17 protein-coding genes are annotated in these 21146 nt (G+C 58.9%); 4 read left to right on the forward strand and 13 right to left on the reverse strand.

What is annotated here, in order from left to right:
* Window positions 1-47 precede the first annotated feature (47 nt).
* On the reverse strand, window positions 48-3104 hold the full coding sequence (locus LC531_RS04215) for a M16 family metallopeptidase (protein ID WP_223649074.1): 3057 nt from the start codon (window positions 3102-3104) through the stop codon (window positions 48-50).
* A gap of 227 nt (window positions 3105-3331) precedes the next feature.
* Between LC531_RS04215 and LC531_RS04220 the strand changes: the two genes are divergently transcribed.
* Complete coding sequence (locus LC531_RS04220; RefSeq protein WP_223649075.1) at window positions 3332-4159, forward strand: SDR family oxidoreductase; 828 nt, start codon at window positions 3332-3334, stop codon at window positions 4157-4159.
* A 134-nt stretch (window positions 4160-4293) separates the two neighbouring features.
* Here LC531_RS04220 and LC531_RS04225 read toward each other — a convergent pair whose 3' ends face one another.
* The 4 genes from LC531_RS04225 to LC531_RS04240 all read right to left on the reverse strand — a co-directional run bounded on the left by LC531_RS04225 (window position 4294) and on the right by LC531_RS04240 (window position 9420).
* Window positions 4294-5316 carry an LLM class flavin-dependent oxidoreductase gene (locus LC531_RS04225; protein WP_223649076.1) on the reverse strand — a complete coding sequence of 341 codons (1023 nt, stop codon included), beginning with the start codon at window positions 5314-5316 and terminating at the stop codon, window positions 4294-4296.
* A gap of 129 nt (window positions 5317-5445) precedes the next feature.
* Window positions 5446-6390, reverse strand: coding sequence for a helix-turn-helix domain-containing protein (locus LC531_RS04230; protein ID WP_223649077.1), 945 nt, complete (start codon window positions 6388-6390; stop codon window positions 5446-5448).
* Window positions 6391-6548: 158 nt separating this feature from the next.
* Window positions 6549-7541 carry an aldo/keto reductase gene (locus LC531_RS04235; protein WP_223649078.1) on the reverse strand — a complete coding sequence of 331 codons (993 nt, stop codon included), beginning with the start codon at window positions 7539-7541 and terminating at the stop codon, window positions 6549-6551.
* A 163-nt stretch (window positions 7542-7704) separates the two neighbouring features.
* Window positions 7705-9420: a DEAD/DEAH box helicase gene (locus LC531_RS04240; protein ID WP_416138213.1), complete on the reverse strand. Its 1716-nt coding sequence runs from the start codon at window positions 9418-9420 to the stop codon at window positions 7705-7707.
* A gap of 119 nt (window positions 9421-9539) precedes the next feature.
* Here LC531_RS04240 and LC531_RS04245 point away from each other — a divergent pair, with 119 nt between their 5' ends.
* Together LC531_RS04245 and LC531_RS04250 are read left to right on the forward strand one after the other, a co-directional pair.
* Window positions 9540-10280: a class I SAM-dependent methyltransferase gene (locus LC531_RS04245; RefSeq protein ID WP_223649079.1), complete on the forward strand. Its 741-nt coding sequence runs from the start codon at window positions 9540-9542 to the stop codon at window positions 10278-10280.
* 59 nt (window positions 10281-10339) lie between these two features.
* On the forward strand, window positions 10340-11458 hold the full coding sequence (locus tag LC531_RS04250; RefSeq protein ID WP_223649080.1) for a CaiB/BaiF CoA transferase family protein: 1119 nt from the start codon (window positions 10340-10342) through the stop codon (window positions 11456-11458).
* A 91-nt stretch (window positions 11459-11549) separates the two neighbouring features.
* Here LC531_RS04250 and LC531_RS04255 read toward each other — a convergent pair whose 3' ends face one another.
* The 8 genes from LC531_RS04255 to LC531_RS04290 form a co-directional block, all read right to left on the reverse strand.
* Window positions 11550-12422 (reverse strand): aldo/keto reductase, encoded by an 873-nt coding sequence (locus LC531_RS04255; RefSeq protein ID WP_223649081.1) that lies wholly within the window; start codon window positions 12420-12422, stop codon window positions 11550-11552.
* Between the two features lie 97 nt (window positions 12423-12519).
* A complete protein-coding gene (locus tag LC531_RS04260) occupies window positions 12520-12981 on the reverse strand; it encodes a helix-turn-helix domain-containing protein (RefSeq protein ID WP_223649082.1) in 462 nt (153 codons plus the stop codon).
* A gap of 36 nt (window positions 12982-13017) precedes the next feature.
* Window positions 13018-13164, reverse strand: a complete 147-nt coding sequence (locus LC531_RS04265) for a hypothetical protein (protein ID WP_223649083.1) — start codon at window positions 13162-13164, stop codon at window positions 13018-13020.
* 36 nt (window positions 13165-13200) lie between these two features.
* The gene (locus LC531_RS04270) at window positions 13201-13401 is read right to left on the reverse strand and encodes a hypothetical protein (RefSeq protein ID WP_223649084.1); all 201 of its coding nucleotides are present in this window, start codon (window positions 13399-13401) and stop codon (window positions 13201-13203) included.
* A 123-nt stretch (window positions 13402-13524) separates the two neighbouring features.
* Entirely contained in the window at window positions 13525-13974 is a 450-nt protein-coding gene (locus LC531_RS04275) for a hypothetical protein (RefSeq protein WP_223649085.1), read from the reverse strand.
* A gap of 152 nt (window positions 13975-14126) precedes the next feature.
* On the reverse strand, window positions 14127-14924 hold the full coding sequence (locus LC531_RS04280; protein ID WP_223649086.1) for a SusE domain-containing protein: 798 nt from the start codon (window positions 14922-14924) through the stop codon (window positions 14127-14129).
* A gap of 63 nt (window positions 14925-14987) precedes the next feature.
* Window positions 14988-16592: a RagB/SusD family nutrient uptake outer membrane protein gene (locus LC531_RS04285; protein ID WP_223649087.1), complete on the reverse strand. Its 1605-nt coding sequence runs from the start codon at window positions 16590-16592 to the stop codon at window positions 14988-14990.
* Between the two features lie 14 nt (window positions 16593-16606).
* A complete protein-coding gene (locus tag LC531_RS04290; protein ID WP_223649088.1) occupies window positions 16607-19699 on the reverse strand; it encodes a SusC/RagA family TonB-linked outer membrane protein in 3093 nt (1030 codons plus the stop codon).
* A gap of 714 nt (window positions 19700-20413) precedes the next feature.
* Between LC531_RS04290 and LC531_RS04295 the strand changes: the two genes are divergently transcribed.
* Window positions 20414-21130, forward strand: coding sequence for a hypothetical protein (locus LC531_RS04295; RefSeq protein ID WP_223649089.1), 717 nt, complete (start codon window positions 20414-20416; stop codon window positions 21128-21130).
* The last annotated feature ends 16 nt before the right edge of the window (window positions 21131-21146 follow it).

Consider the following 21146-nt stretch of genomic DNA (forward strand, 5'->3'; position numbering starts at 1 on the left):
AGCGTGCAGGAGAGATTGCTTTGCAGGCTCGCAAGGACAAACGGTAATTAATACCCGAAAATCTCTTTCAGGGTAAGCTGTTGGACAATGCCATATTTAGCCAACGCATTGAAATTCAGACGGCCCTTGGAGCCAATAACCAGAATAACCTGGTTCTGACCTTTAATTTTGTCCTGCTGAAATTTCTGTAATTCGGCAAACGTCATGTTTTGAGTTTGGTCATACACGTCGCGGCGCACATCGTAATCGAGGCCCAGGCGGCGGGCGCGCTCGTAGCTGAGCAGCACGCCCTCGTGGGTAATGCGGTCGGTGGCGATGCTGTTGCGGATGCTCTGCTTGGCGATAACCAGGTTGGCATCAGCCAAAGGCATATCGGTCAGCAGGTTTTCCATGCCGCTCATGGCCTCGGGCAGCTTATCGCTCTGCGTGCCGATGTAACTGATAACGTAGTTGGAGCGCCCCGTTTTGTCGGCATTCGCGTAGCGCGACATGGCTGAGTACGCCAGCGCCTTGCTCTCGCGCAAGTCCTGAAACACGATGCTACCCATGCCGCCGCCGAAATACTCGTTGTAGAGTGCCACGGTCGGGGCCATTGCCTTATTATAAATGTCGCCCTTAGTCAGAAACAGGATTTCCGCCTGCACCATCTTGTAATCCACCCAATACACCTTTTTCTCCTTCAGCGGCTGCTCGGCAAAATCCTTGGCGGCCGGGTCAGGCTTGAGGGTAGCGGGGGTTTTGTGCTCCATCCAAATTGTTTCTAAAATTCCCCAGCCGCCAGATGGCGTGGGAGGCGTAGGTAATGACTTACCCCCACCCCGCTTATTTTCAGCTCCAATAGTAACCTTTGTAATATCACGTGGCCCGTAGTACAGCACCCGGTGCTGGTAGGTGGGTAGGGATTTCAGCAGCGAAGTCAATTGCGTGGGCTTCAGCGCCTTTAGCTGGGCCTCCGGGACGATGTTGGTAAACGGATTGCGCGAACCATACTTGGCGTAGTTCAGCATGGCCTGATTCAGAATCACGCCCTTGCTGAGCTTGGCATCCTGGCGCTGCTTCAGAATCCCGGCCACCTGGTTTTTCAGCGCCGCCGCGTCGGGGCGCGGGTTGTTCAGCACCTGCTCGAACAGCTTCAGCGCCGGCTCCAGGTTGGTATCCAAGCCGCTGAGGCTGATGAGCACCCGGTCCTGCGTGCTGCTAATGGCAAATGAGCAGCCCAGCTTGTAAAACTCCTGCTGCAGCTGCGCGGCGGTGTATTGCCCGGTGCCCAGGTACTGCAAATAATCGGTCGCCACATCAAGTAGCGGGTTATTATTGGTGCCCAGGTCAATGGCGTAAAACAGGCTAAACAGCCCGTTCTCCGTGTTCTTGGTATAATAGAGGGGTAGGCCGGGCTTGATTTCCGCCGTCTGAATATCCTTTTTATAATCGACGAAAACCGGCTGCAAGTCGGTGCTCGGCAGCTTGCTCACCTCCGTGTAAAAGGCCGAGGCCGCGTCGCGGTTGGCCGGCACCGGCGTAATGGCGGGCTTCACCACCTTCACCTTGTTCGGGTCTTCCCCCGTGCGCTTAAACACGGCCACGTAATCCGGCCCGTAGTTATCGTTGGCAAACTGGATGATTTCCTCCTTGGTAATCGTCGCAAAATCTTCATCTTGCTTCAAGTAATCGGCCCAGCTCACGCGCTCAATAAACGACTCGTACATGGCCGCGGCGCGGGCATCGTTGCGCTCGTAGCTCTTGGTGCGGGTCAGTTGCTCGTTGTTGACGATGGCCGGAATAAGCCAGTCGGGGAAGTCGCCGCGCTTCACCTTGTCCACTTCGGCCAGCATCAATTTTTGTACTTCTTCCAGCTTCTGGCCCTGGCGCGGCGTGCCGTAGAGCACATGCGTGGAGTAGTCGTCGTTGAGGTCGGCAAAAGTTTGGGCTTGCAACACCTTTTGCTGCTGGTTCAGGTCGAGGTCGAACAGGCCGGCCTGGCCGTTGGTCAGGATTTTATCCAGCATCCGCAGGCGCAGGCCGTCGCGGGTGGCTTTGCCGGGTAGGCGGTAGCCCAGCATCACGTTTTCCGCCTGAGGCCCCAGCACCTCCTTCACGATGGGCGCGGTAATTGGCTTCTCCACCGGCGAAATAAAGGCCGGCACCGGCTTGCTCTGTAACTCGCCAAAATACTGGTCAATCAGTCGGATGGTCTGGTCATAATCCAGGTCGCCGCTCAGGCAGAGCGCCATATTATTCGGCACGTAATACTCGCCGAAGTATTTCTTAATCTCCGTAATGGACGGATTTTGCAGGTGCTCAATCGTGCCGATGGTCGTCTGCGTGCCGTAGGGGTGGGTAGGGTAGAGGCTGGCATTCAGCGTCTCAAACTCCTTATTAAAATCCGAATCCAGGCCCCGGTTTTTCTCCTCATACACCGCTTCCAACTCGGTATGGAATAGGCGCGGCACCATTTCCTTCAGGCGCTCGCTCTGCACAGCAGCCCACTTTTCGAGCTGATTACTCGGAATATCTTCCTGATAAACTGTCTCTTCATTCGACGTATGCGCGTTCGAGTTCTTCGAGCCGATGCTACCCATCAGCTTGTCGTACTCATTCGGCACGGCGTAGCGCGCCGCTACCCCCGAAATGGAGTCAATCTGGTGATACGTCCGCTTGCGGGCCGCCGGGTCGTCGCGCTCGCCGCGGTACACCTCGTACAGGGCCTCAATCTTGTCCAGTTCCGGCTTTTCCTTGCTCCAGTCTTTGGTACCGAGGCGCGAGGTACCCTTAAATACCATGTGCTCCAGGTAGTGCGCCAGGCCGGTGGCGGTAGCCGGGTCGTTTTTGGAGCCGGCACGCACGGCCAGGTACGTTTGAATACGCGGCGCGTTCTTGTAGTCCGACAGGTAAACGGTCAGCCCATTATCCAGCTTGTACACGCGCACGCCGAGCGGGTCGTTGGGGGCCGTTTCGTAGCGGTACTCCTTAATTTTGGCGGCGGCCGGGGCAATGGCTTCCTGCGTAGTAGCAGCGGCCGTGGCGGCAGGCTTGCTCGACTGGCACTGCGTGGTGAGGCCGAGGGCAGCCAAGGCTGGCAGCAGGAGCAACAACGGTCTATTCACAAAGGTACTAGTCAGAGCGCGGGGAGGATATTAGGGGCACAAAGGTAGAAGTTCGTGCGGGTAATAAAAAACAAAAAAATTAATCTGGCTGCATTACCTTGCGCGGTCATAGCCGCGGCGATGGTAGGCTAAAGGACCCGCATTTGGACCAAAACGTTGCTGATTCTTGCAATAAGTTGGGTCTAGAACCGTCTAGCGGAGTTCACTTTTTCTTTTTCTCCCTCCTTATGGCCCAGACAGTTTTTATCACGGGCACTTCAACGGGCATTGGCGCTGCCGCGGTACGCCTCTTCGCCGCCCACGGCTGGCAGGTAGCCGCTACCATGCGCAACCCCGCCGATGCCAAATTCAGCAACTTACCCGGCGTGCGGGTGTATGCCCTCGACGTAACCGACGCGGCCTCCGTGCAACGTGCCGTGGCGCAGGCGCAGCGGGAATTTGGCCGGCTCGACGTCCTCCTCAACAACGCAGGCTACGGCCTCGTGGGGCCGTTCGAGACGGCTACGCCCGCCCAGATTCAGCAACAGTTTGCCACTAATGTATTTGGCGTTTTTGCCGTTACGCAGGCCGTGTTGCCGGCCATGCGCGCCCAAAAATCCGGTGTTATCATCAACATCACGTCGGTGGGCGGGCGCACGGCCTTCCCCATGAATTCGCTCTACCACGCCACTAAGTTTGGTCTCGACGGCTTTTCGGAGTCACTCTGGTATGAGCTGGCTCCCTTCGGCATTCAGGTAAAAGTGGTGGCCCCCGGCGGGGTAGCCACCGATTTTGCGGGCCGCTCGCTGCATCTCACGGCCGACCCCAACGGCGAAGCCAACCCCTACGCTGGCCAGATGCGGGCCGTGCTCGATGCCTTCAGCAGCCGGGGCGGGGCTGCTTCTCAGCCCGAGCATATTGCCGAAATTATTTATCAAGCCGCCACCGACGGCAAAAACCAACTCCGCTACATTGCTGGGGACGACGCCGAGCGCCTGCTGGGCGCAAAAGCCCACATGACTGAAAGTGACTTCATGCAGATGATTCAGCAGAATTTTTTGGGTAATAATGGGTAACAGGTAATAAAAGAACGGTCATGCTGAAGGAAGCATCTCGACCGCTTCGTTGCAACGATATTGGTTACTTGCGCGGTCGAGATGCTTCCTTCGTCAGCATGACCGTTCTTTTATTACCTGTTACCCCCACTACCTCATTGCACCAGTGGCCGCACGCGGCTGCCCAGTAACTCGATAGCGCGCATCAGCTTGGCGTGGGGCAGGTTGGCGTTGTCCATTTGGAAGGTGATGCGCGCGAGGCCACCCAGCGCCTCGCTGTGACGGTTTATTTTTTCGGCTACCTCTTCAGGGCCGCCCACCAGTAGCGCCCCGCGCGGCCCGGCCACCGCGTCGAAATGCTGGCGCGTAACCGGTGGCCAGCCGCGCTCCCGGCCGATGGCCGTAAACGTCTGGGCGTAGCCGGGATAAAACTCCGCCACGGCCTGCTCGGTCGTTTCGGCCACGTAGCCCAGCGAGTGCAGGCCCACCGGCAGCTGCTCGGGCGTGAAGCCCGCCCGCTGGCCCGCTTCGCGGTAGAGGTCCACCAGCGGCCGGAAGCGGTGCGTTTCGCCCCCGATAACGGCCACCATGAGGGGTAGGCCCAGCGTGCCGGCCCGCACGAACGACTCGGGCGTGCCGCCTACCCCCAGCCAGATGGGCAGCCGCGCCTGCATCGGGCGCGGGTACACGCCCTGCCCCGTAAGGGCCGGCCGGTGCTTGCCTTGCCAATTAATATGCTCCTCGTCGCGCAGGCGCAGCAGCAGGCCGAGTTTTTCCTCGAACAGACTATCGTAATCCCGCAAATTCAGCCCAAACAGCGGGAAGGATTCGGTAAAAGAGCCGCGGCCCACCACCATTTCCACGCGCCCCTGGGCAATGAGGTCAAGGGTAGCGAACTGCTGAAACACCCGCACCGGGTCGGCGGCGCTGAGCACGGTCACGGCGCTGGTGAGCCGGATTTGGGTAGTGCGCGCGGCGGCGGCCCCCAGAATTACGGTCGGGGCCGAGTCCAGAAACTCGCGCCGGTGGTGCTCGCCCAGCCCAAACACGTCGAGCCCCACCGCGTCGGCGTGCGCAATGCGGTCGAGTAGCTGGCGCATCGCCGCCGCGTTATCATTATCGGGGCCAGCCGCCAAGCCCATATTGGCGGCGGCGAAGCTATCAATTCCTACTTGCATATCAGAAGCGGGAAAGTAGCCGGGCGCGACGACGGGCCGGGCGGCTTGCTTTCACCAGCTTCCTAAAGACCAAAGTCGGCCGCATTGTTGGCGACCGGCCCGGAACGGGGGGGTAGGGCTAGCCGGTCCTCAGTTGGCCGACCGGCGAAAGGCGGCCGGCGTGCGGCCCGTCTTGCTCTTAAATAAGCGCGTGAAATACTGCGGATACTCAAAACCCAGCTGGAACGCCGTTTCATTAATGGTCAGCGACGTGCTGAGCAACAGCTGCTTAGCCCGCTCAATCAGAGCCTGGTGAATGTGCTGCTGCGTGTTTTGGCCAGTGAGCGTGCGCAGCATATCGCCGAGGTAGGCCGGCGACACGTGCAGCGCATCGGCGAAGTGCTGCACGGTGGGTAGGGGCTGGCCCGCCTCTGCCGCAAAATAGGCAGCGAGCAGCGTTTCAAAGCGGCTCAGCAAGTCGTGTTCAGCCGTGTGGCGGGTCAGGAACTGCCGGTGGTAGAAGCGGTTGGCGTAGGTAAGCAGCGTTTCCAACTGCGTCAGTAGCACCGCGTGACTAAAGGCGTCGAGTGGCCGTTCGTACTCCCTTTTGAGGCCGGCCAGCAGGTCATCGAGTACGCGCTCCTCCTGCGCCGAAAGGTGCAAGGCTTCGTGTACATCGTAGGAGAAAAAGCCGTAGCGGGTAATACTCTGGCCCAGCGGGTACTTACGCAGCAAGTCGGGATGGACGAGCAGCATCCAGCCCGTTAGCTCGGAAATATCGAGCGACTCATCCACCGTGAACACCTGGCCTGGTGCCGAGAAGCCCAGCACGCCCTCGCTGAAATCATACGTTTGGCGGCCGTAGTGTAACAGTCCTTTAAGATTGCGCTTTAAAAATATGATGTAGAACTGCGGCACCACCGGCGTAAGTAGCCGCGCCCGCTCGGCGGCCGACAACGGGTCGCTAGCCCAACTGCGGGCGGTCCCCAGGTCAATCAGCGTGAGCAGCGGGTGCGCCGGGGCCGGCAGGTTGTAATACCGCGTGTAGTCCGTGACGGAAGCCAGTACCTGAAAATCCTTAACCTGCTGTTTCATAAATAGTTGCTATACTGGTGTCCCATAAAGTACTGGCCGTGAGCCCCGCGCTGCAAGCCTTCTCAAGAAAACCACGATGCGTCAGTTGAATTTCGGGGGCAAAACTCATCGCGTGCGGCCCGCAACCAGTGCTTTACCTGGCCAACCAATAAGCGGCGCTACGAAAAGCTCGGATACGCCGCGCCTACCGTGCTGCCTACGGGCAGAATGGCGTCCAACTCAGCCAGCTCGGTCGCGCTCAGGTGAATATCGGCGGCGGCTACATTGGCTTCCAGATACTTGCGACGCTTGGTGCCCGGAATGGTGACTACTCCCTGCGCCAGCACCCAGGCCAGGGCCAGCTGCGCGGGCGTTACGCCCTTGGCTTGGGCCGAGGCTTCGAGCTTGCGCACCAGCTCCAGGTTTTTATAGAAGTTTTCGCCCTGGTAGCGCGGAAACATCCGGCGCGAATCGGTAGCCTCGAAGTCGTCGGGCGATTTGATTTCGCCCGATAAAAAACCCCGGCCCAGCGGCGAGTACCCCACGAAGCCGATGCCCAACTCGCGCGTGGCTTGTAGCACGCCATTCTCCTCCACGCCTCGGTCGAAGAGCGAATACTCGGTTTCCAGCGCCGAAATAGGGTGTACGGCGTGCGCCTGGCGCAAGATGTCGGCCGGCACTTCGCTCAGGCCCAGGTAGCGCACCTTGCCTTCTTCCACGAGCCGGCTCATGGCCCCTACCGTGTCCTCAATGGGGGTAGCCGGGTCGAGGCGGTGCAGGTAATAAAGGTCCACGTAGTCGGTGCCCAGGTTTTTTAGCGAGCGCTCGATGCTTTTGCGCACGTAGTCGGGCCGCCCATTAAACTGCCCGTTCCAGGTAGCATCGTCGCCAATCTCAAAACCAAACTTGGTGGCGATGGTGTACTTATCGCGCTGGCCGGCAATGGCTTGGCCAACCAGCCGCTCGTTGTGCAACGGCCCGTACACGTCGGCCGTGTCGAGCATGGTCACGCCCAGCTCCAGGGCCCGGTGAATGGTGGCGATGCTCTCGGTATCATCAATGGCCCCGTAGATGGTGCCGCCCACGAAGCCCGACATGCCCATGCAGCCCAGGCCCTCCACGGATACTTCCAAGCCCTGGCTACCCAGAGCTACTTTCTTGATGCTAGTCATGTGATTACGGTAAAAAGGGTAGTTATTCTACTAAACAAAGGTCCGGCCCTACCCCCCGCTAGGGCTATACAAACCGGCCCTTCTGCAACACAAATCGCCGGCCCCCAAACGCGCAAACGCCCGGCCGATGAATCATCGGCCGGGCGGCTAAAGCTGAAAAATACTACTCGGCGCTTGGGGCGGGTGGCGTTTCCGCAGTGGCCTCGCCTTCCGGGCGCGGGCCTTTGCCGCCCCGGTTGCGGCCACCGCGCTTGCGGCGGCGCTGGCCTTCGGGCTTGTCGCCGTCGGGGCGGGGTTCGCGGGGGGTAGGGGCTTCCCCGTCGGCGTGAGGCTCACGGGGGGTAGGGGCTTCGACTTCGGGGCGTGGCTCGCGAGGTGGGCGCGGGGTGCGGGGCGGGCGGCTGGTGCCTTCTGCGGCTTCACCTTCGGGGCGCGGGGCGCGGGGCGGACGCGCCTCGCGGGGCGGAGCCACATAGGCAGCTATCGGCGTTTGGCCGGCATCAATGGCGGCTAAGCGGGCGGCGGCATTCGCCATGCGCTCAGCGCGGTGCGGGTCGTTCTTGTCTTCGTCGCGGCGTGGGCCGCGGTCGCGGCCCTGGCGGTCACCTTCGGCGCGCGGGCCACGCTCGCCTTCGCGGCGGGGACCGCGGTCGCGGCTGCCACCACCACTACCGCCCCGGCCGCCGTCGCGGGGGCCGGTTTTGCCGCGCAGGCCGCTGAAGCGCTTGGGGTCAAATTCGGGGGCCGGGCCGTAGCCGAGGCCCTCGGTAATGGCCTGCTTCTCAATCTCGCGCTCAATGAGCTTTTCGATTTTGATGATGCGGTCCTGGTCCTGGTCGGCGATGAAGGTGATGGCGGTGCCGGTAGTGGCCGCCCGCGCCGTGCGCCCGATGCGGTGCACGTAGTCTTCGGCGGCGCGGGGCACGTCGAAGTTTACCACGTGGCTCAGCGAGTCAATATCAATGCCCCGGCTCACTACATCGGTGGCCACCAGGATGGGAAACTGCTTGTTTTTGAAGGCTCGCATGGTGTCCTCGCGCTCCTCCTGGGTGCGGTCGGAGCTGATGCCTTGGGCGGGGTAGCCCAGCTTATTAAGTGAGCGCACGATGCCGGCCACCGCCGCTTTCTTGCTGGTAAAAAGCACCATGCTCTGCACGTCCTGGGCCTTGATGAGGTGTTCCAGCACGGGCAGCTTCTGGTGGTCGAAGGTCATGTAAAACTGCTGGTTGATGCCCGCGGCGGGCTTGCTCACGGCCAGCCGCACCTCATCAGGGTTTTGCAGAATCTGCTGCGAGAAGTCGCGGATTTTGCTCGGCATGGTGGCCGAAAACAGCAGCGTCTGGCGCACCTGGGGCAGCTGCCGCACAATGTTGAGGATGTCATCGGCAAAGCCCATGTCCATCATCTTATCGGCCTCATCCAGCACCAGGTATTTGAGGTCGTCGAATTTGACGTAGCCGAGCTGCATGTGGGCGATAAGGCGGCCGGGCGTAGCCACGATAATATCGGCCCCACTGGTGAGGGCGCGCTTTTGCTGCTCCCAGTTTTCGCTTTTGCCACCGCCATAAATGGCAATGGACGAAGCTTCTACGAAGTAGCCAAAGCCCGTCACCTGCTCGTCAATCTGGGTGGCTAGCTCGCGGGTAGGCACCAGCACCAGCGTAGAGGTGGTGCCGTGCTTGTCGTGCGAAATCTTATCGAGCAGCGGCACCAGGTAGGCGGCCGTCTTGCCGGTGCCGGTCTGGGCGCAGGCGATGAGGTCTTTGCCGGCGAGAATCTTGGGAATCGCCTGCTCCTGAATGGGCGTGGCGTTGAGGTAGTTCATGGCATCCACGCCGGCCAGTAGGTCGTCGTGGAGGTTGAAATCGTGGAAAGTCAAAGGTTCAGCTACTAAAGTGAAAAAAAGGAGCTGACCTTGCGTTCCTGGGCCAGCAAACCGCTTGATTTAGAACAAAGGTAAGCCGGATAAGTGCCCCGTTTGCCGCTACCTTCGCGGGTATGCCCCTCGACCGTTTTTCCACCCAAGCGGCGGCCTACGCCCGCTACCGCATTGCGTATCCGCCCGAGCTATACGTCTGGCTGCTGCCGCAGGTACCCAACCGCCTGCGCGCCTGGGACTGCGCCACCGGCAACGGCCAGGTGGCCGCGGTGCTGGCCGACTACTTCCGCGACGTGGAAGCCACCGACCTCAGCGTTAATCAATTATCCGAAGCTGCTGAGCGCCCCAATATTCACTACCAGGTGGCCACGGCTGAACATACGCCCTTCCCCGACGACTACTTCGACCTTATCACCGTGGGCCAGGCCGTGCATTGGTTCGACCTGGCAGCCTACCACGCCGAAGTGCGGCGTGTGGCCGGCCCCGGCACCGTGCTGGCCGAGTGGGGCTACCAGTTTTGCCACACCGACCAGCCGGCCCTCAACCAAGTGCTCAACCAGTTTCACGACGAAACGGCGGCTCCTTATTGGGATGCCAACCGCCGCCACGTGGAAAACGAGTACGCGGAGCTGCCCTTCCCGTTTGCGCGGGTGCGGCGGGCCCACTTCACGGTAACCAAGTACTGGCAGTTGGCCGATATGCTGGGCTACCTGCGCTCGTGGTCGGCCACAGCCAACTACGCCCGGCAACACGACGGGGCCGATATGGTGGCGCTGGTGGCCGACGAGCTGGCGCAGCTGTGGGGGGTAGGGGAGCGGGAAGTGATTTTCCCCATATTTGCGCGGGCCGGGATAGTGTAGCCGTAACGAACCGGCCGCGCTCGGCGATATATCCGGCTGCTACCAAACTTAATTGCCAAATGTCTGATAGTCTTCCCTTTGCTGGCTTGCGGGTATTGGAACTGGCCGCCGTGCTGGCCGGCCCACAGGTAGGCCAGTTTTTTGCTGAGTTGGGGGCCGATGTGTTGAAAATAGAGCCGCCGGCCGGCGATGTCACCCGCACCTGGCGCACGCCCAGCGATGACCCCGAGAGTAGCGTATCGGCCTATTTCGCGGCTTCTAATTGGGGTAAGGAATCATTAACGCTCGACCTGCGGCAGCCCGCCGCCCAGGCCGGGCTGCGCCAGTTGGCCCTGGCGGCTGACGTGCTATTGGTGAGCTACAAGTCCGGCGATGCTGAAAAATTCGGGCTGACTTACGCCGCGCTGGCGGCGGCCAATCCGCGCCTTATTTACGCCCACCTCACGGGCTACGGGCCGGCCAGCCCGCGCGTGGGCTACGATGCTGTGCTGCAAGCCGAAACCGGCTTCATGCACCTCAACGCCGCCTGCCCCGCCGACCCGCCCCAGAAAATGCCGGTGGCCCTCATCGACCTACTGGCCGCGCATCAACTCAAGGAAGGCATCCTCACAGCGCTTTACCAGCGCGAGAAAACCGGCCGAGGCGCACTTATCGAAGTGAGCCTGCTCGATAGCGCGCTGGCTTCGCTGGCCAACCAGGGTAGTACTTGGCTCACCACCGGCCACGACCCGGTGCCGCTGGGCTCGGGCCACCCCGGCATCGTGCCCTACGGCACCGTGTACCGCGCCGCCGACGGCCAGCGGCTGATACTGGCTGTGGGCACCGACGCGCAGTTTCAGCAGTTGTGTATGGTGCTGATGCGCCCGCACTGGGCCGCTGAGGCGCGCTTTGCCACCAATCCGGCGCGGGTGCGCCATCGCGCCGCCCTCGAAGAATTGCTATTGGTGCGCATCGCGGAGCTGAACGGCTGGGCGCTGCTGCACGAGCTAACCCGCCTGGGCGTGCCAGCCGGGGCCGTGCGCTCGGTGGGCGAAGCCCTGAGCCAGGAGGCCGCCCAGGCGATGCTGCTGCCGCCCGTGCCGCCGGAGTTTCCTTACCCCGGCCTGCGCACGGTAGCGTTTCGCAGTTCGGCGTGGCCGGTGGTGCAGGCGCTGAGCCCACCGCCCGAGAAGAACTAAAAATTAAGAATTGCCAATGAGCAACTAGTTCTTGAGTGAGCTAACTCGCCCGCGCGCTGGCCCTAAATGGCCAGCCCGTTACCCCTCGTCTCTACCCCAGATAAGCCATATCCTCGGCGCTCAATTGAATGTCGGCGGCGGCCAAATTTTCGCGCAGGTGCGCCAGTGATGAGGTGCCCGGTATGGGCAATAGCACCGGCGACTTATGTAGCAGCCACGCGATGTTGAGCTGGGCCACCGTCACGCCTTTTTGCCGGGCCAGCTCGGCCAGCTTGTCGTTGGCGTTGGGTAAGCCGTGGACCAGCGAGAAGAAAGGGATGAACGGAATGCCGTGCTGCTCGCACAGGGGCAGCACTTCGCCGCTCCTGGTTTCGCGGTGGCCTTCGTGCAAGGTGGTGCGCTGCGCGTAGCCATACATGTTTTCCACGCTGGCTACCTGGCCCAGTTGCAGAGCAGCTTCCAGTTCCGCCGGCGTCACGTTGCTCACGCCCACGTGCTGGATTTTACCCTCGCGCTGCAACTCGTACATGGCCCCCATTGACTCGGCAAAGGGCACTTCGCCGTGGGGCATCACCCGAAAATGGACCAATTGAATCTGCTCCTGCCGGAGGGTGCGCAGGTTATTTTCAATGCTGATGCGCAGCTCTTCGGGTCGGGCAAATAGTACCAGGCTTTTATCAGGCTGGCGAGCGCCGCCCACTTTCGTGCAGATTACTAGGTCTTTGGGGTAGGGATAGAGGGCCTCGGCAATCAGCCGGTTGGTCACGTCCAGACCGTAGAAATCGGCGGTATCCAGAAAATTGACACCGTCGGCTACGGCGGCGTGCAGAATCTTCAGCGCCTGCGGCCGGTCGGCGGGCTCGCCCCACACGCCGGGACCTGTAAGGCGCATAGCGCCGAAGCCCAGGCGATTGACGGTGAGCGGCGCAGCTGAGTGGGGCGCGATGGTGAGGGTAGGGGACATGCTAGTTAAATCAAAGATGCTGTGTTACTTGAACAACCCAAAGGTCCCCCGACCCGCAACGGCATCCTAACAGGATTCAAACAAAAAGATAGGAAATTTAAACCGCGGGCGGCGGCGCGGTAGCTTCGTGGTCTTGACTGAGCAAGGCACGCAGGGCCGACGGGGTGGTGCCGGTTTGCTTCTTGAAGAAGTTGTTGAAGTAGGTCGGGTACTCGAAGCCCAGCCCGTAAGCGATTTTGGCGGTGCTCCAGTTCGTGTGCTGAAGCAGGGCCTTGGCCTCGCGCGTGATACGTTCCGCGATGTGCACGGATGTGGTTTTGCCGGTAAGCTCGCGCAGGGCCCGGTTCAGGTGGTTGACGTGCACCGAAAGGCAACGGGCAAAATCGCCGGGGGTGCGCAACTTGAGCCGGTGGGCGGGCGAGTCAATCGGAAATTGTCGTTCCAGCAGCGCCTGAAACAGTGCCGCAATGCGACTGGCGGCGTTCGGATGCTGGTAGTAGGCCGCCCACGGCTGTAGCTTCAGGGTCTTGTGAAAAACCAGGTTTAAATAATTACGCACTACCTCCTGCTTGTAGGGGTAGCCCGAGTTCAGCTCCTAGAGCATTTTGCCGAAGAGGTAATGCAAGTCGACGTACGGCCCTTCGTTCAAGCAATAAACCGGGTCGCCGCCGAGCTGGAACAGCGGCGACTCTTGCAGGCTGGCGGCGCGGTCGTTGAGGATGAGAAATTCCTCCGTAAACAAGCACAGGTAACCGCCTTGCTCTTCCGAAATGCCTTCCTAGGAATAAGGAACCAGCGGATTGGAAAACACCAGCGCGGGCTGGTCAATCAGCACGCTCCGGTTGGCGTAGTGGTAGCGGCTGCTGCCGGTAAATAAGGAAATTTTGTAATAGTCGCGCCGGCCATATAGTGATGTATGAGTGCGGAACTGTTCGCGGGCATACACCTTGAATTGACCCGCCGAAGCGATAGCTGGCAAGTGGCTGGCGAAAACATCCGTACTACGCGGGACTAGTGACACGGTAGGAATCAAACTAAAGGCGTGTGGGTGGTAACCAAAGAAGAACTTTTTAGTTACCGCCCACACGCCCTAATTATTCATTTACTCGTCGCCGCGGCCAGCGGGTAGGCCGGGAGGCGGCGTGCCCTGGGCTGCATGTGCTGTTGGGATACCCATCTTTTCCTCGCGCTTCTGCTGGTACTTAATAAACTGGGCCGGGTTGAGCACGTCTTTCAGGCGCTCTAGGCGACTGAGACCCACGGCCTCCATGTAGTCGCGTAGCTTGGCGGGGTCCTGCTGGTAGCGGGCACGGGCGTGTTCCACGCTGCGCACCGCGCCTTCGTTGATGGCCCGAACTTTCTCAACCTGCGCCGGGGTTAGGCCTAGCGCCTGCGTCATGCTGGTGGTGAGGGCCTCTACGCGGTCCGCCACCGGGTTAGCGCGGGGCGAAACAGGCTCCGTCGTTTTTACCACGGCCGAGGCTACCTGGGCCATTGCCGGCGCGACGGCCACAGAAATAATGGCTGCCACAAGCAGAATTACCGAACGCATAAGCTAAAGGAATAGGTGGACAACAATAGTCGCGCTGCTAACCAGCGCAGGCCCCCGAACGTGGCTCTAGCCAATTTAGTGCCGCTTTGGGGTGCAAAAATAAAAAAGCCGCTGGTAAGCAGCGGCTTTTTTAATCAGAAAATGAGAACCTGCTACTTAATGGTGTAGTAGGCTTTGGCCAGGTTGGTGGTGTCGGTCGCAGCGAAAAGCACCACCGTATACGTGCCGGGCGTGGCGACTACCAGGTTATCGCCGCCCGGTGCCAGGGGCACGTTCGGGCCTTTGCCGCCCAGGTTAGTAGCCCATTCCTTACCGAAGCGAAATTTGAACTGGTCCGCCTTCAGCGGCCCCGTGTACGTGTAAGTTTGGGCAGCGCAATCATAAGTCATCGTAAAATCAATGGCACCACCCGGCCAGCCCGGCCCCGCCGGCCCCACGATGCCCCACGCTTTAGCTGGCTGTTGGCAGGCGGGGTACGGAGTCACAGTTAGTGGTAGGGAGGCTGTGTAAAGTGGCTGGTTACTGGCGTATGCCGATTGCAGGCGCACTTCTAGGTCGGTAGTTACATTAGGCGCGATGCCCGCTGCCAGTATCGCTGCGTCAAAATCAGCGACATTCAAGGTCGTATTCGGTCCTGCGCCAGCTGAGATATTGAAGGGCGCGGCAAAATTGCTGCCTTTCTTGGCAAATTGCAGCATATAAGTTACTGCTGGGTCGTACGGATGCTCGACGTTGGTCCAATTGAAGCCCGAAATCGGGGTCCAGGTGAAGATAACGGCACCCTGTGCGGCGTTGGCTGAGGACAGCACTACGGCGCTAGTTGAGGCAGTTAGGGTAGGCGTGCTGGCCGGGGTCAGGGTGGCCCGCACCTCGTCTTTTTTGCAGGCTGCTAGGGCCAGCAGCGCCAGCGTGCCCGCACCGACGGTTGTTTTGATAAACCAGGATTGCATGAGATAGCTACTTGCGAATGGGTGAGAAATGGGAGAAGCGCGGCCAGACAAGGAGTGCCCGGCTTAGTAACCAGGATTTTGCTGAAGGTTAGGATTGATACTCAGTTCCGAGGAAGGAATTGGGAGCAGATTATACGTATCGGCTACTCCTTGACCTGCCATCACCCCACCTTTCCAGGGCCAGAGATAAGAAGCACTGGTGAAGCGCCCAAAGCGAATAAGGTCGGTACGGCGGGTGGCTTCCCAGAACAGTTCCCGTGAGCGCTCAGCCAGCAGAAAATCTAAGGTTAGATTACTGGCCGTAATGTTGCCATTAGTCGTGTTATTGTAGGCACGTGAACGCACGGTGTTTACATAAGTCAGGGCCAGGCCCATATCGCCACCGCCTCGCACGGCTGCTTCCGCATAAGTCAGATACATATCGCCTAAACGGAACATAGGATAGTCAGCATCTACGAATGTGTTATCTGAGCCAGCTACGCCAGCCGACGTTACATTGCGGAACTTGATAGGCACATAACCATACTGAAAGTCAGTGAGCGAAACGATAGCCAGGCTTTGGCTACCCGTGTGAAAACGGCCGCGCGAGTCGCTGGCCGTATCGGGGAACTGCTGAAATAGGTTGGCCGTAGTGCGGGCGCCGCCCCAGCCGCCCCCAATTCCGTAGAATGCTGGGTTCCAGGTGGCTACAGCCGTGCTCGGTACGGCAACGTGTGTCAGGAAGGTAGTACCTCCGTAGCTCTGGGTAAACTTGCCGTCGAACACGATGGGGAAAATAATTTCCGTGTTGTTTTTGTCATTGTCGGCCAAAAAAAGATTGCCGTATTTAGGTAGCAACTTATAACCGGCATCGATAACCTTTTTGGCATACGTAGCGGCATCGGCGTAGCGGGGCGTGCCAGTGTATACCTGCGCATTGAGATAGAGCTTTGCCAGCAATGCCCAAGCGGCTGCCTGGTCGGCGCGGCCGTATTCATTGGCGCGAGGAGCCAGCAAGGATGTATCGATGGCTTTCAACTCCGTTTCGATATACGTGAATAAATCGGCGCGCGTAGTGCGGGGAGGCAGAACAGTACCGCCAATGATATCCTTCTCGGTAGCGAAGGCCGTATTGCCATACAGGTCCAGGGCATGGTAATAGGCCAGGGCCCGTAGGAAGCGCGCCTCAGCCCGGAAAGTAGCAATACTACCCGCATCAGTACTAGTGATGCCACGGGAGGTCAGCTGCGCGTCAGCCGCCTGCTGCAAGTAGCTGTTGCAGATAGTTACTTCATACATCAGGCGGCTGTAAAGGCCCCGAATAAGCACGCCATTAGAAGTCCAGTTCAGGTTGTGCCAGTCTTGAATGCCGGGGTCACCCCATTGAATTACGGCCTCGTCAGTAGTGAGCTCCTGGGCGCTCCAAAGCTGGCGGATATAGTCAGAGGTGCCTTCGTCAATACCCTTGATGTCGGGAGTGCCAGCAGGGCCCTGCGAGCCCGTGAGAGCAAAGCCGCCGTAGAGTTTGGCCAACTGCGTTTTATAGCCAGCAGCGTCTTTGTAGACTTTGTCGGCGGTCAGGTCGTAGGTGGGCGTGCGGTTAAGGTCCTTGGTGCAAGCTGGGGCCAGCAGCAGCGTTGAAGCAGCAATAGAGAGAATCTTGGCGCTGCGAGTAAACGTATTTTTCATGACTGAGATAAGTCTTAAATGCCTAGGTTCAAACCAAATGTGAAGGTGCGGGGGCGCGGGTAGGTATTATTATCAATCCCGCTCGGAATTTCGGGGTCCAAGCCCGTGTATTTTGTAACCAGAAATACGTTTTGAACGGCGAAGCTCAAGGTAAGATTCCCCTTGTTGCTAAAGACTTTACCTACATTATACCCCAGAGTAGCATTCTGCATACGCAGGAAGGAGGCGTTCTGGATGTAGTAGTCTGATGAATACCTATTCTGAGTCGTGTTGGGGAACTGCGTGTAGTTCGCGTCCTGGGTTACATTCAGCAGATATGAGCCATTGGCGTTGATACCCTGGTAGTTGCCATACTGCGACTGAATGTTGTTATACACATAATTGCCCAGGTTGGCGCGGAGAGTGAAGGCCAAGCTCAACTGCTTATAGGTCATGTTGGAGCTAAAGCCCAACAGCACTGGTGGGGCCGACTGCTTATAGACGTAGCGGTCGTTGGCGTCGATTTTGCCGTCCCCGTTCAAGTCAGCGTACACGTCGTTCAACGGCTTGCCGTTGGTGTCGTACACTTGCTTGTAGACGTAGAAAGCCGAAGAAGGCTGGCCCACGGAGAAGATGCCAATATTAGTACCTGTACCACCCCCGATGCCATTGTTTTCCACGCCCACGAAGCCCGGCTGCTGCGGCCCAAGCGATAGAATCTTGTTTTTGTTGTATGTCGCGTTCAAGTTGATATCCCAGCGGAAATTGGTCGTGCGCACGGGGTTAAGGTTGATATTCAACTCTACTCCCCGGTTTTCGAGCGAGCCCACGTTGAAGACGTAGAAGTTAGTAAAGTTGGTGAGGCTCGGCAGGTAGATGCCGTTCAACAGGTCGGTCGTCTTGCGGTAGTAGGCATCAACCGAGGCCGTCAGGCGACCATCTAGAAAGCCGACATCCAAGCCCGCGTTGTAGGTGGCAGTTGTTTCCCACTTCAACTGGTTGTTGAAGCCCTGCGGGGAGTAAGGGTCATAAGGAATGCCACCCAGCAGGTACTGCGCCTGTAGGTTGTTGAGGGCGTAGCGCTGGATGGTCGGGTAGTCACCCGCGATGCCATACACGTCCTGCTGGCCCGTGCGGCCGTAGCCTACGCGTAGCTTCAGCTCCGATACCGTCGTATTGTCCTTCAGGAAGTCTTCGCCCTTCACGCGCCAGGCTACCGAAGCAGCCGGAAACAGGGGCTTCTGGCCGGGGAAGCGCGAGGTCTGGTCGCTACGCAACGTACCAGTTACCAGGTAGCGGTCTTTAAAGTTGTAATTGAGGCGTCCGTAGAATGAAACAATAGTATACTGCGTGCGGAAAGGATTAACGTTGGCCGGAGCCCGAATAACCTGCTGCGCCAATCCTGTAGGGGAATAGTTGCCATCCTGCCCCAGGTAGCTGGCGTAGTTTGGCGAAGTGGTCAGAAAATCCTGATATGAGTAGCCGCCCAGCACCTCTATCCGATGGTCGCCAAACTGCTTGGAATAGTTGAGGTAGAATTCCAGCAGTTTGTTGTGGCGGTCCTGCTGGTAAAGCGTGTACGAGCCGCCCCGGTTAACCAGGTTGGTAGGGTCATACGGCACGTTGTAGTAGTCGTCGGCCAGGTTAATACTCTGGTTATTAGCGCCATTACTGTGCGTAATGTCGTAACCCAGGTTCAGGTTGGCGTGCAGGTCGGGCAGGAAGTGGAGCTTGTAATCGAGCTGCACGTTGCCGATGCTACGCAGTACCGTGCTGCGGTCGCGAGTCAGTTGCAGCGAGGCCACCGGGTTTTTCACGGCTAACTGCTGGGGGGCACTGGCGGGGTTAGTGGGGTCTTGCACATACTCGTAGTAGCCCCCGTAGGCCGAATTGCCCGAGTATACCGGCTGCGTCGGGTCAAAAATGGCGGCCGAACCAATGGCCCCAGTGTTAGCAAAATTGTTATCCGTTACCGAACCTTTTACGTTCAGCGTCACCCGCAGGTGGTTGTCGAGCAGCACGGGGGTTAGACTAAGCGAACCAGTGTTACGCACTAGCTTGTTCGTAATCAAGATGCCTTGCTGATTTAGGTTGCCGTAGGAGACGCGGAAGGGTAGGTTCCGGCCAATCGAGCCAGACAGGCTAACGTTATTGTCATACGTCATGGCCGTGCGAAAAATCTGGTCCTGCCAGTTGGTGTTGGCATTGCCCAGCAGGTTTACTTTCGCGGGCGCCACCTGCTGCACGGTAGCTCGAAACTCATCGGCCGATAGTACCGGCAACGAATTGTAGCGCTTGGAAACCGTGGTCTGCGAGTTAACATTTACTGATATCGCGTCGCCGGCCAGGCCTTTCTTGGTGGTAATAAGAATAACCCCGTTCGAGGCGCGCGAGCCGTAGATGGCCGTGGCCGAGGCGTCTTTAAGTACCGTGAAGGTGGCGATGTCATTTGGGTTAATAAGGCTAAGCGGGTTGGAAGCTCCCGCTACCCCTCCAGAAGTGGCGGTTGACCCCTGGCTGTTATCAACCGGCACGCCGTCGATAACGATAAGCGGGTCGTTGTTGGCATTCAGCGACGAGCCGCCGCGAATACGAATCTGGGTGGCCGCGCCAGGGGCGCCACCATCGGTCGTAATCTGCACGCCGGCTACCTTGCCCTGCACAAGTTGCTCGGGGTTAGTAATCTGGCCCTGCACAAAATCCTTGTCCGTAACGGTAGTTACGGCTCCGGTTACATCCTGCTTGCGCGCGGTACCATAGCCCACTACCACGGCCTCGCCCAGGGCCGTCGCGTTCTCGCCGAGCGCCTGCGGGGCCAGAGTGGTCGTTTTACCGGCCGCTACCGTCACCGGCACCCGCGCCGTGGCGTAGCCGATAAACGAGATAACCAGCGTGTGCGGCCCGGCCGGCACGCCGCCGATGGTGTAGGTGCCATCAGCGTTGGTCGAGCCACCAACCGAGGTGCCTTCTACCAGAACGGTTACGCCGGGTAGTCCTTCATTTTTGGTATCCGTTACGCGGCCGCTAATCGAGCCGGCACCCGCTTGGGCCCAGGCTCCGAGCGAAGCAGTGAGGCCGAAAGTGAGCAAAAGGAGAAACCGTAGCTTCGCCAAGTAGTGGTGTTTCATAAGAAATAGAAACGGGTGGGGAAAAGTGAAATAAATACAAGCCAGCAGGCTTCTTTTAAGGTTTTCTGCACAAGTACAGAAAACCAAAAAAACGGGCTTCACCGAGCGGTGAGAAATGTTTCGGAAGAAAGAAAGTCTCCGCAATCGATTGCAGACAGAATAGGGTAGGATTATAAAAAAACGTTGAAATTCACAACAAGATAAGTCAGCTAAGGCCTACGGGCAAACTAAAAACTCTTGACTGCTGGGCGACGGCGGCTCGTACTAACGTCCGTTTGTTAGTAGCGCCCGGTCTGGCCAGAAGAGGAAGAGGCAACAGCTATGAAAGCCGAATGAAGGTTAAAAATTAATTTAGGAAACGCTCACATTACCTTATGTCTATTAACATGTTATTTTTCAGTAATTTAAACCAATTATGACCGAATAATTAGCACTCATTCGGTTAGGGTAGCGAGCCCAACTACCGGACGCCCGCCGCCGGCGTGGCACCCACAGTTGGGCCAGGGGCCAGAACCCATAAAATTGGGGTAAGGTGGCTCTTTAAACAAGTTTATCGAACACTTAGCTCGTTTTTAGAGCGGCATAAAGCGCGTGCCTAAGTGTCCGGCTCGAGCAGTCAGCTTTTGCATTTTGAAACGGTCACTCAAGTCCTACAGGCTTACTCGCCTGCTACGGTACGTTCGCCGTACTTTTGGCTGATATCGTCCTCCTATTATGAAACTAGTATCCTGTCTGCTATCGCTGAGCTTGAGTGTCTTACTACTAAGCGGCTCGTTGCCAGCTCAGGCGCAAACCCGGCGGCCGGCTCCCGGCCGGCCCGGCAGCGCGGCGGCCAAAGGCAAGCCCGGTACCCGCACTGCCGCGCCCCCGGCCCCCATTGAAGTGGCCAAGCGCGTGGATAGCTCCGACGAGGAAGGCAAGGCCCCCCTCATTATCAGTAAGATAAAACTGAAGGACCCGGTGCTGGTGTTCTACCAGCAGGCAGCCCCCGCTAACGCGGTGCAGCAGCTGCTAATGGCCGAAAAAAGCCTACCCCTGCTTAAAACCATGCCCCTCGAAGAGCTAGTGGCCCGCCGTGAGGTATTTATCGACGGCCTGGGCAACTACGACCCGCCCAAAACCACGGCTGATGCCGAGAAGTACCGTCTCACGGGCGTGAGCCAACTGGCTAGCAGCGAGAAGCGCCGCCCCGCCCCCGACGGCCGTAGTACCTACGCCCGCCTCAAGGTGCCTGGCCCCGGTGACCTGTACGTGGTGCGCGAGTCGGCCGAAGACTACCGCCACTTTGTAAGTGGTCCGCAGAAAAAAGGCTCGCGCATCGATTTCAGCGTCAATGCCTTGCCGGGTATCGACTCGGTGCGGGCCATTTATACGTTGCGCAAGATTGACGTCTCGGAGCGGGGTGCGGGCAGCGGCGATATTATCCGGTAGGGCTAATTATCTTCCC

The sequence above is a fragment of the Hymenobacter psoromatis genome (assembly GCF_020012125.1).
GTDB classification, from domain to species: Bacteria; Bacteroidota; Bacteroidia; order Cytophagales; family Hymenobacteraceae; genus Hymenobacter; species Hymenobacter psoromatis.

Bases quoted from the DNA above. Each gene is read 5' to 3' on its own strand.
- LC531_RS04255 (WP_223649081.1), bottom strand. From the start codon at position 12,422: ATGTCCCCTACCCTCACCATCGCGCCCCACTCAGCTGCGCCGCTCACC.
- LC531_RS04290 (WP_223649088.1), bottom strand. From the start codon at position 19,699: ATGAAACACCACTACTTGGCGAAGCTACGGTTTCTCCTTTTGCTCACT.
- LC531_RS04220 (WP_223649075.1), top strand. From the start codon at position 3,332: ATGGCCCAGACAGTTTTTATCACGGGCACTTCAACGGGCATTGGCGCT.
- LC531_RS04230 (WP_223649077.1), bottom strand. From the start codon at position 6,390: ATGAAACAGCAGGTTAAGGATTTTCAGGTACTGGCTTCCGTCACGGAC.
- LC531_RS04295 (WP_223649089.1), top strand. From the start codon at position 20,414: ATGAAACTAGTATCCTGTCTGCTATCGCTGAGCTTGAGTGTCTTACTA.
- LC531_RS04245 (WP_223649079.1), top strand. From the start codon at position 9,540: ATGCCCCTCGACCGTTTTTCCACCCAAGCGGCGGCCTACGCCCGCTAC.
- LC531_RS04250 (WP_223649080.1), top strand. From the start codon at position 10,340: ATGTCTGATAGTCTTCCCTTTGCTGGCTTGCGGGTATTGGAACTGGCC.
- LC531_RS04275 (WP_223649085.1), bottom strand. From the start codon at position 13,974: ATGCGTTCGGTAATTCTGCTTGTGGCAGCCATTATTTCTGTGGCCGTC.
- LC531_RS04280 (WP_223649086.1), bottom strand. From the start codon at position 14,924: ATGCAATCCTGGTTTATCAAAACAACCGTCGGTGCGGGCACGCTGGCG.
- LC531_RS04285 (WP_223649087.1), bottom strand. From the start codon at position 16,592: ATGAAAAATACGTTTACTCGCAGCGCCAAGATTCTCTCTATTGCTGCT.
- LC531_RS04235 (WP_223649078.1), bottom strand. From the start codon at position 7,541: ATGACTAGCATCAAGAAAGTAGCTCTGGGTAGCCAGGGCTTGGAAGTA.
- LC531_RS04225 (WP_223649076.1), bottom strand. From the start codon at position 5,316: ATGCAAGTAGGAATTGATAGCTTCGCCGCCGCCAATATGGGCTTGGCG.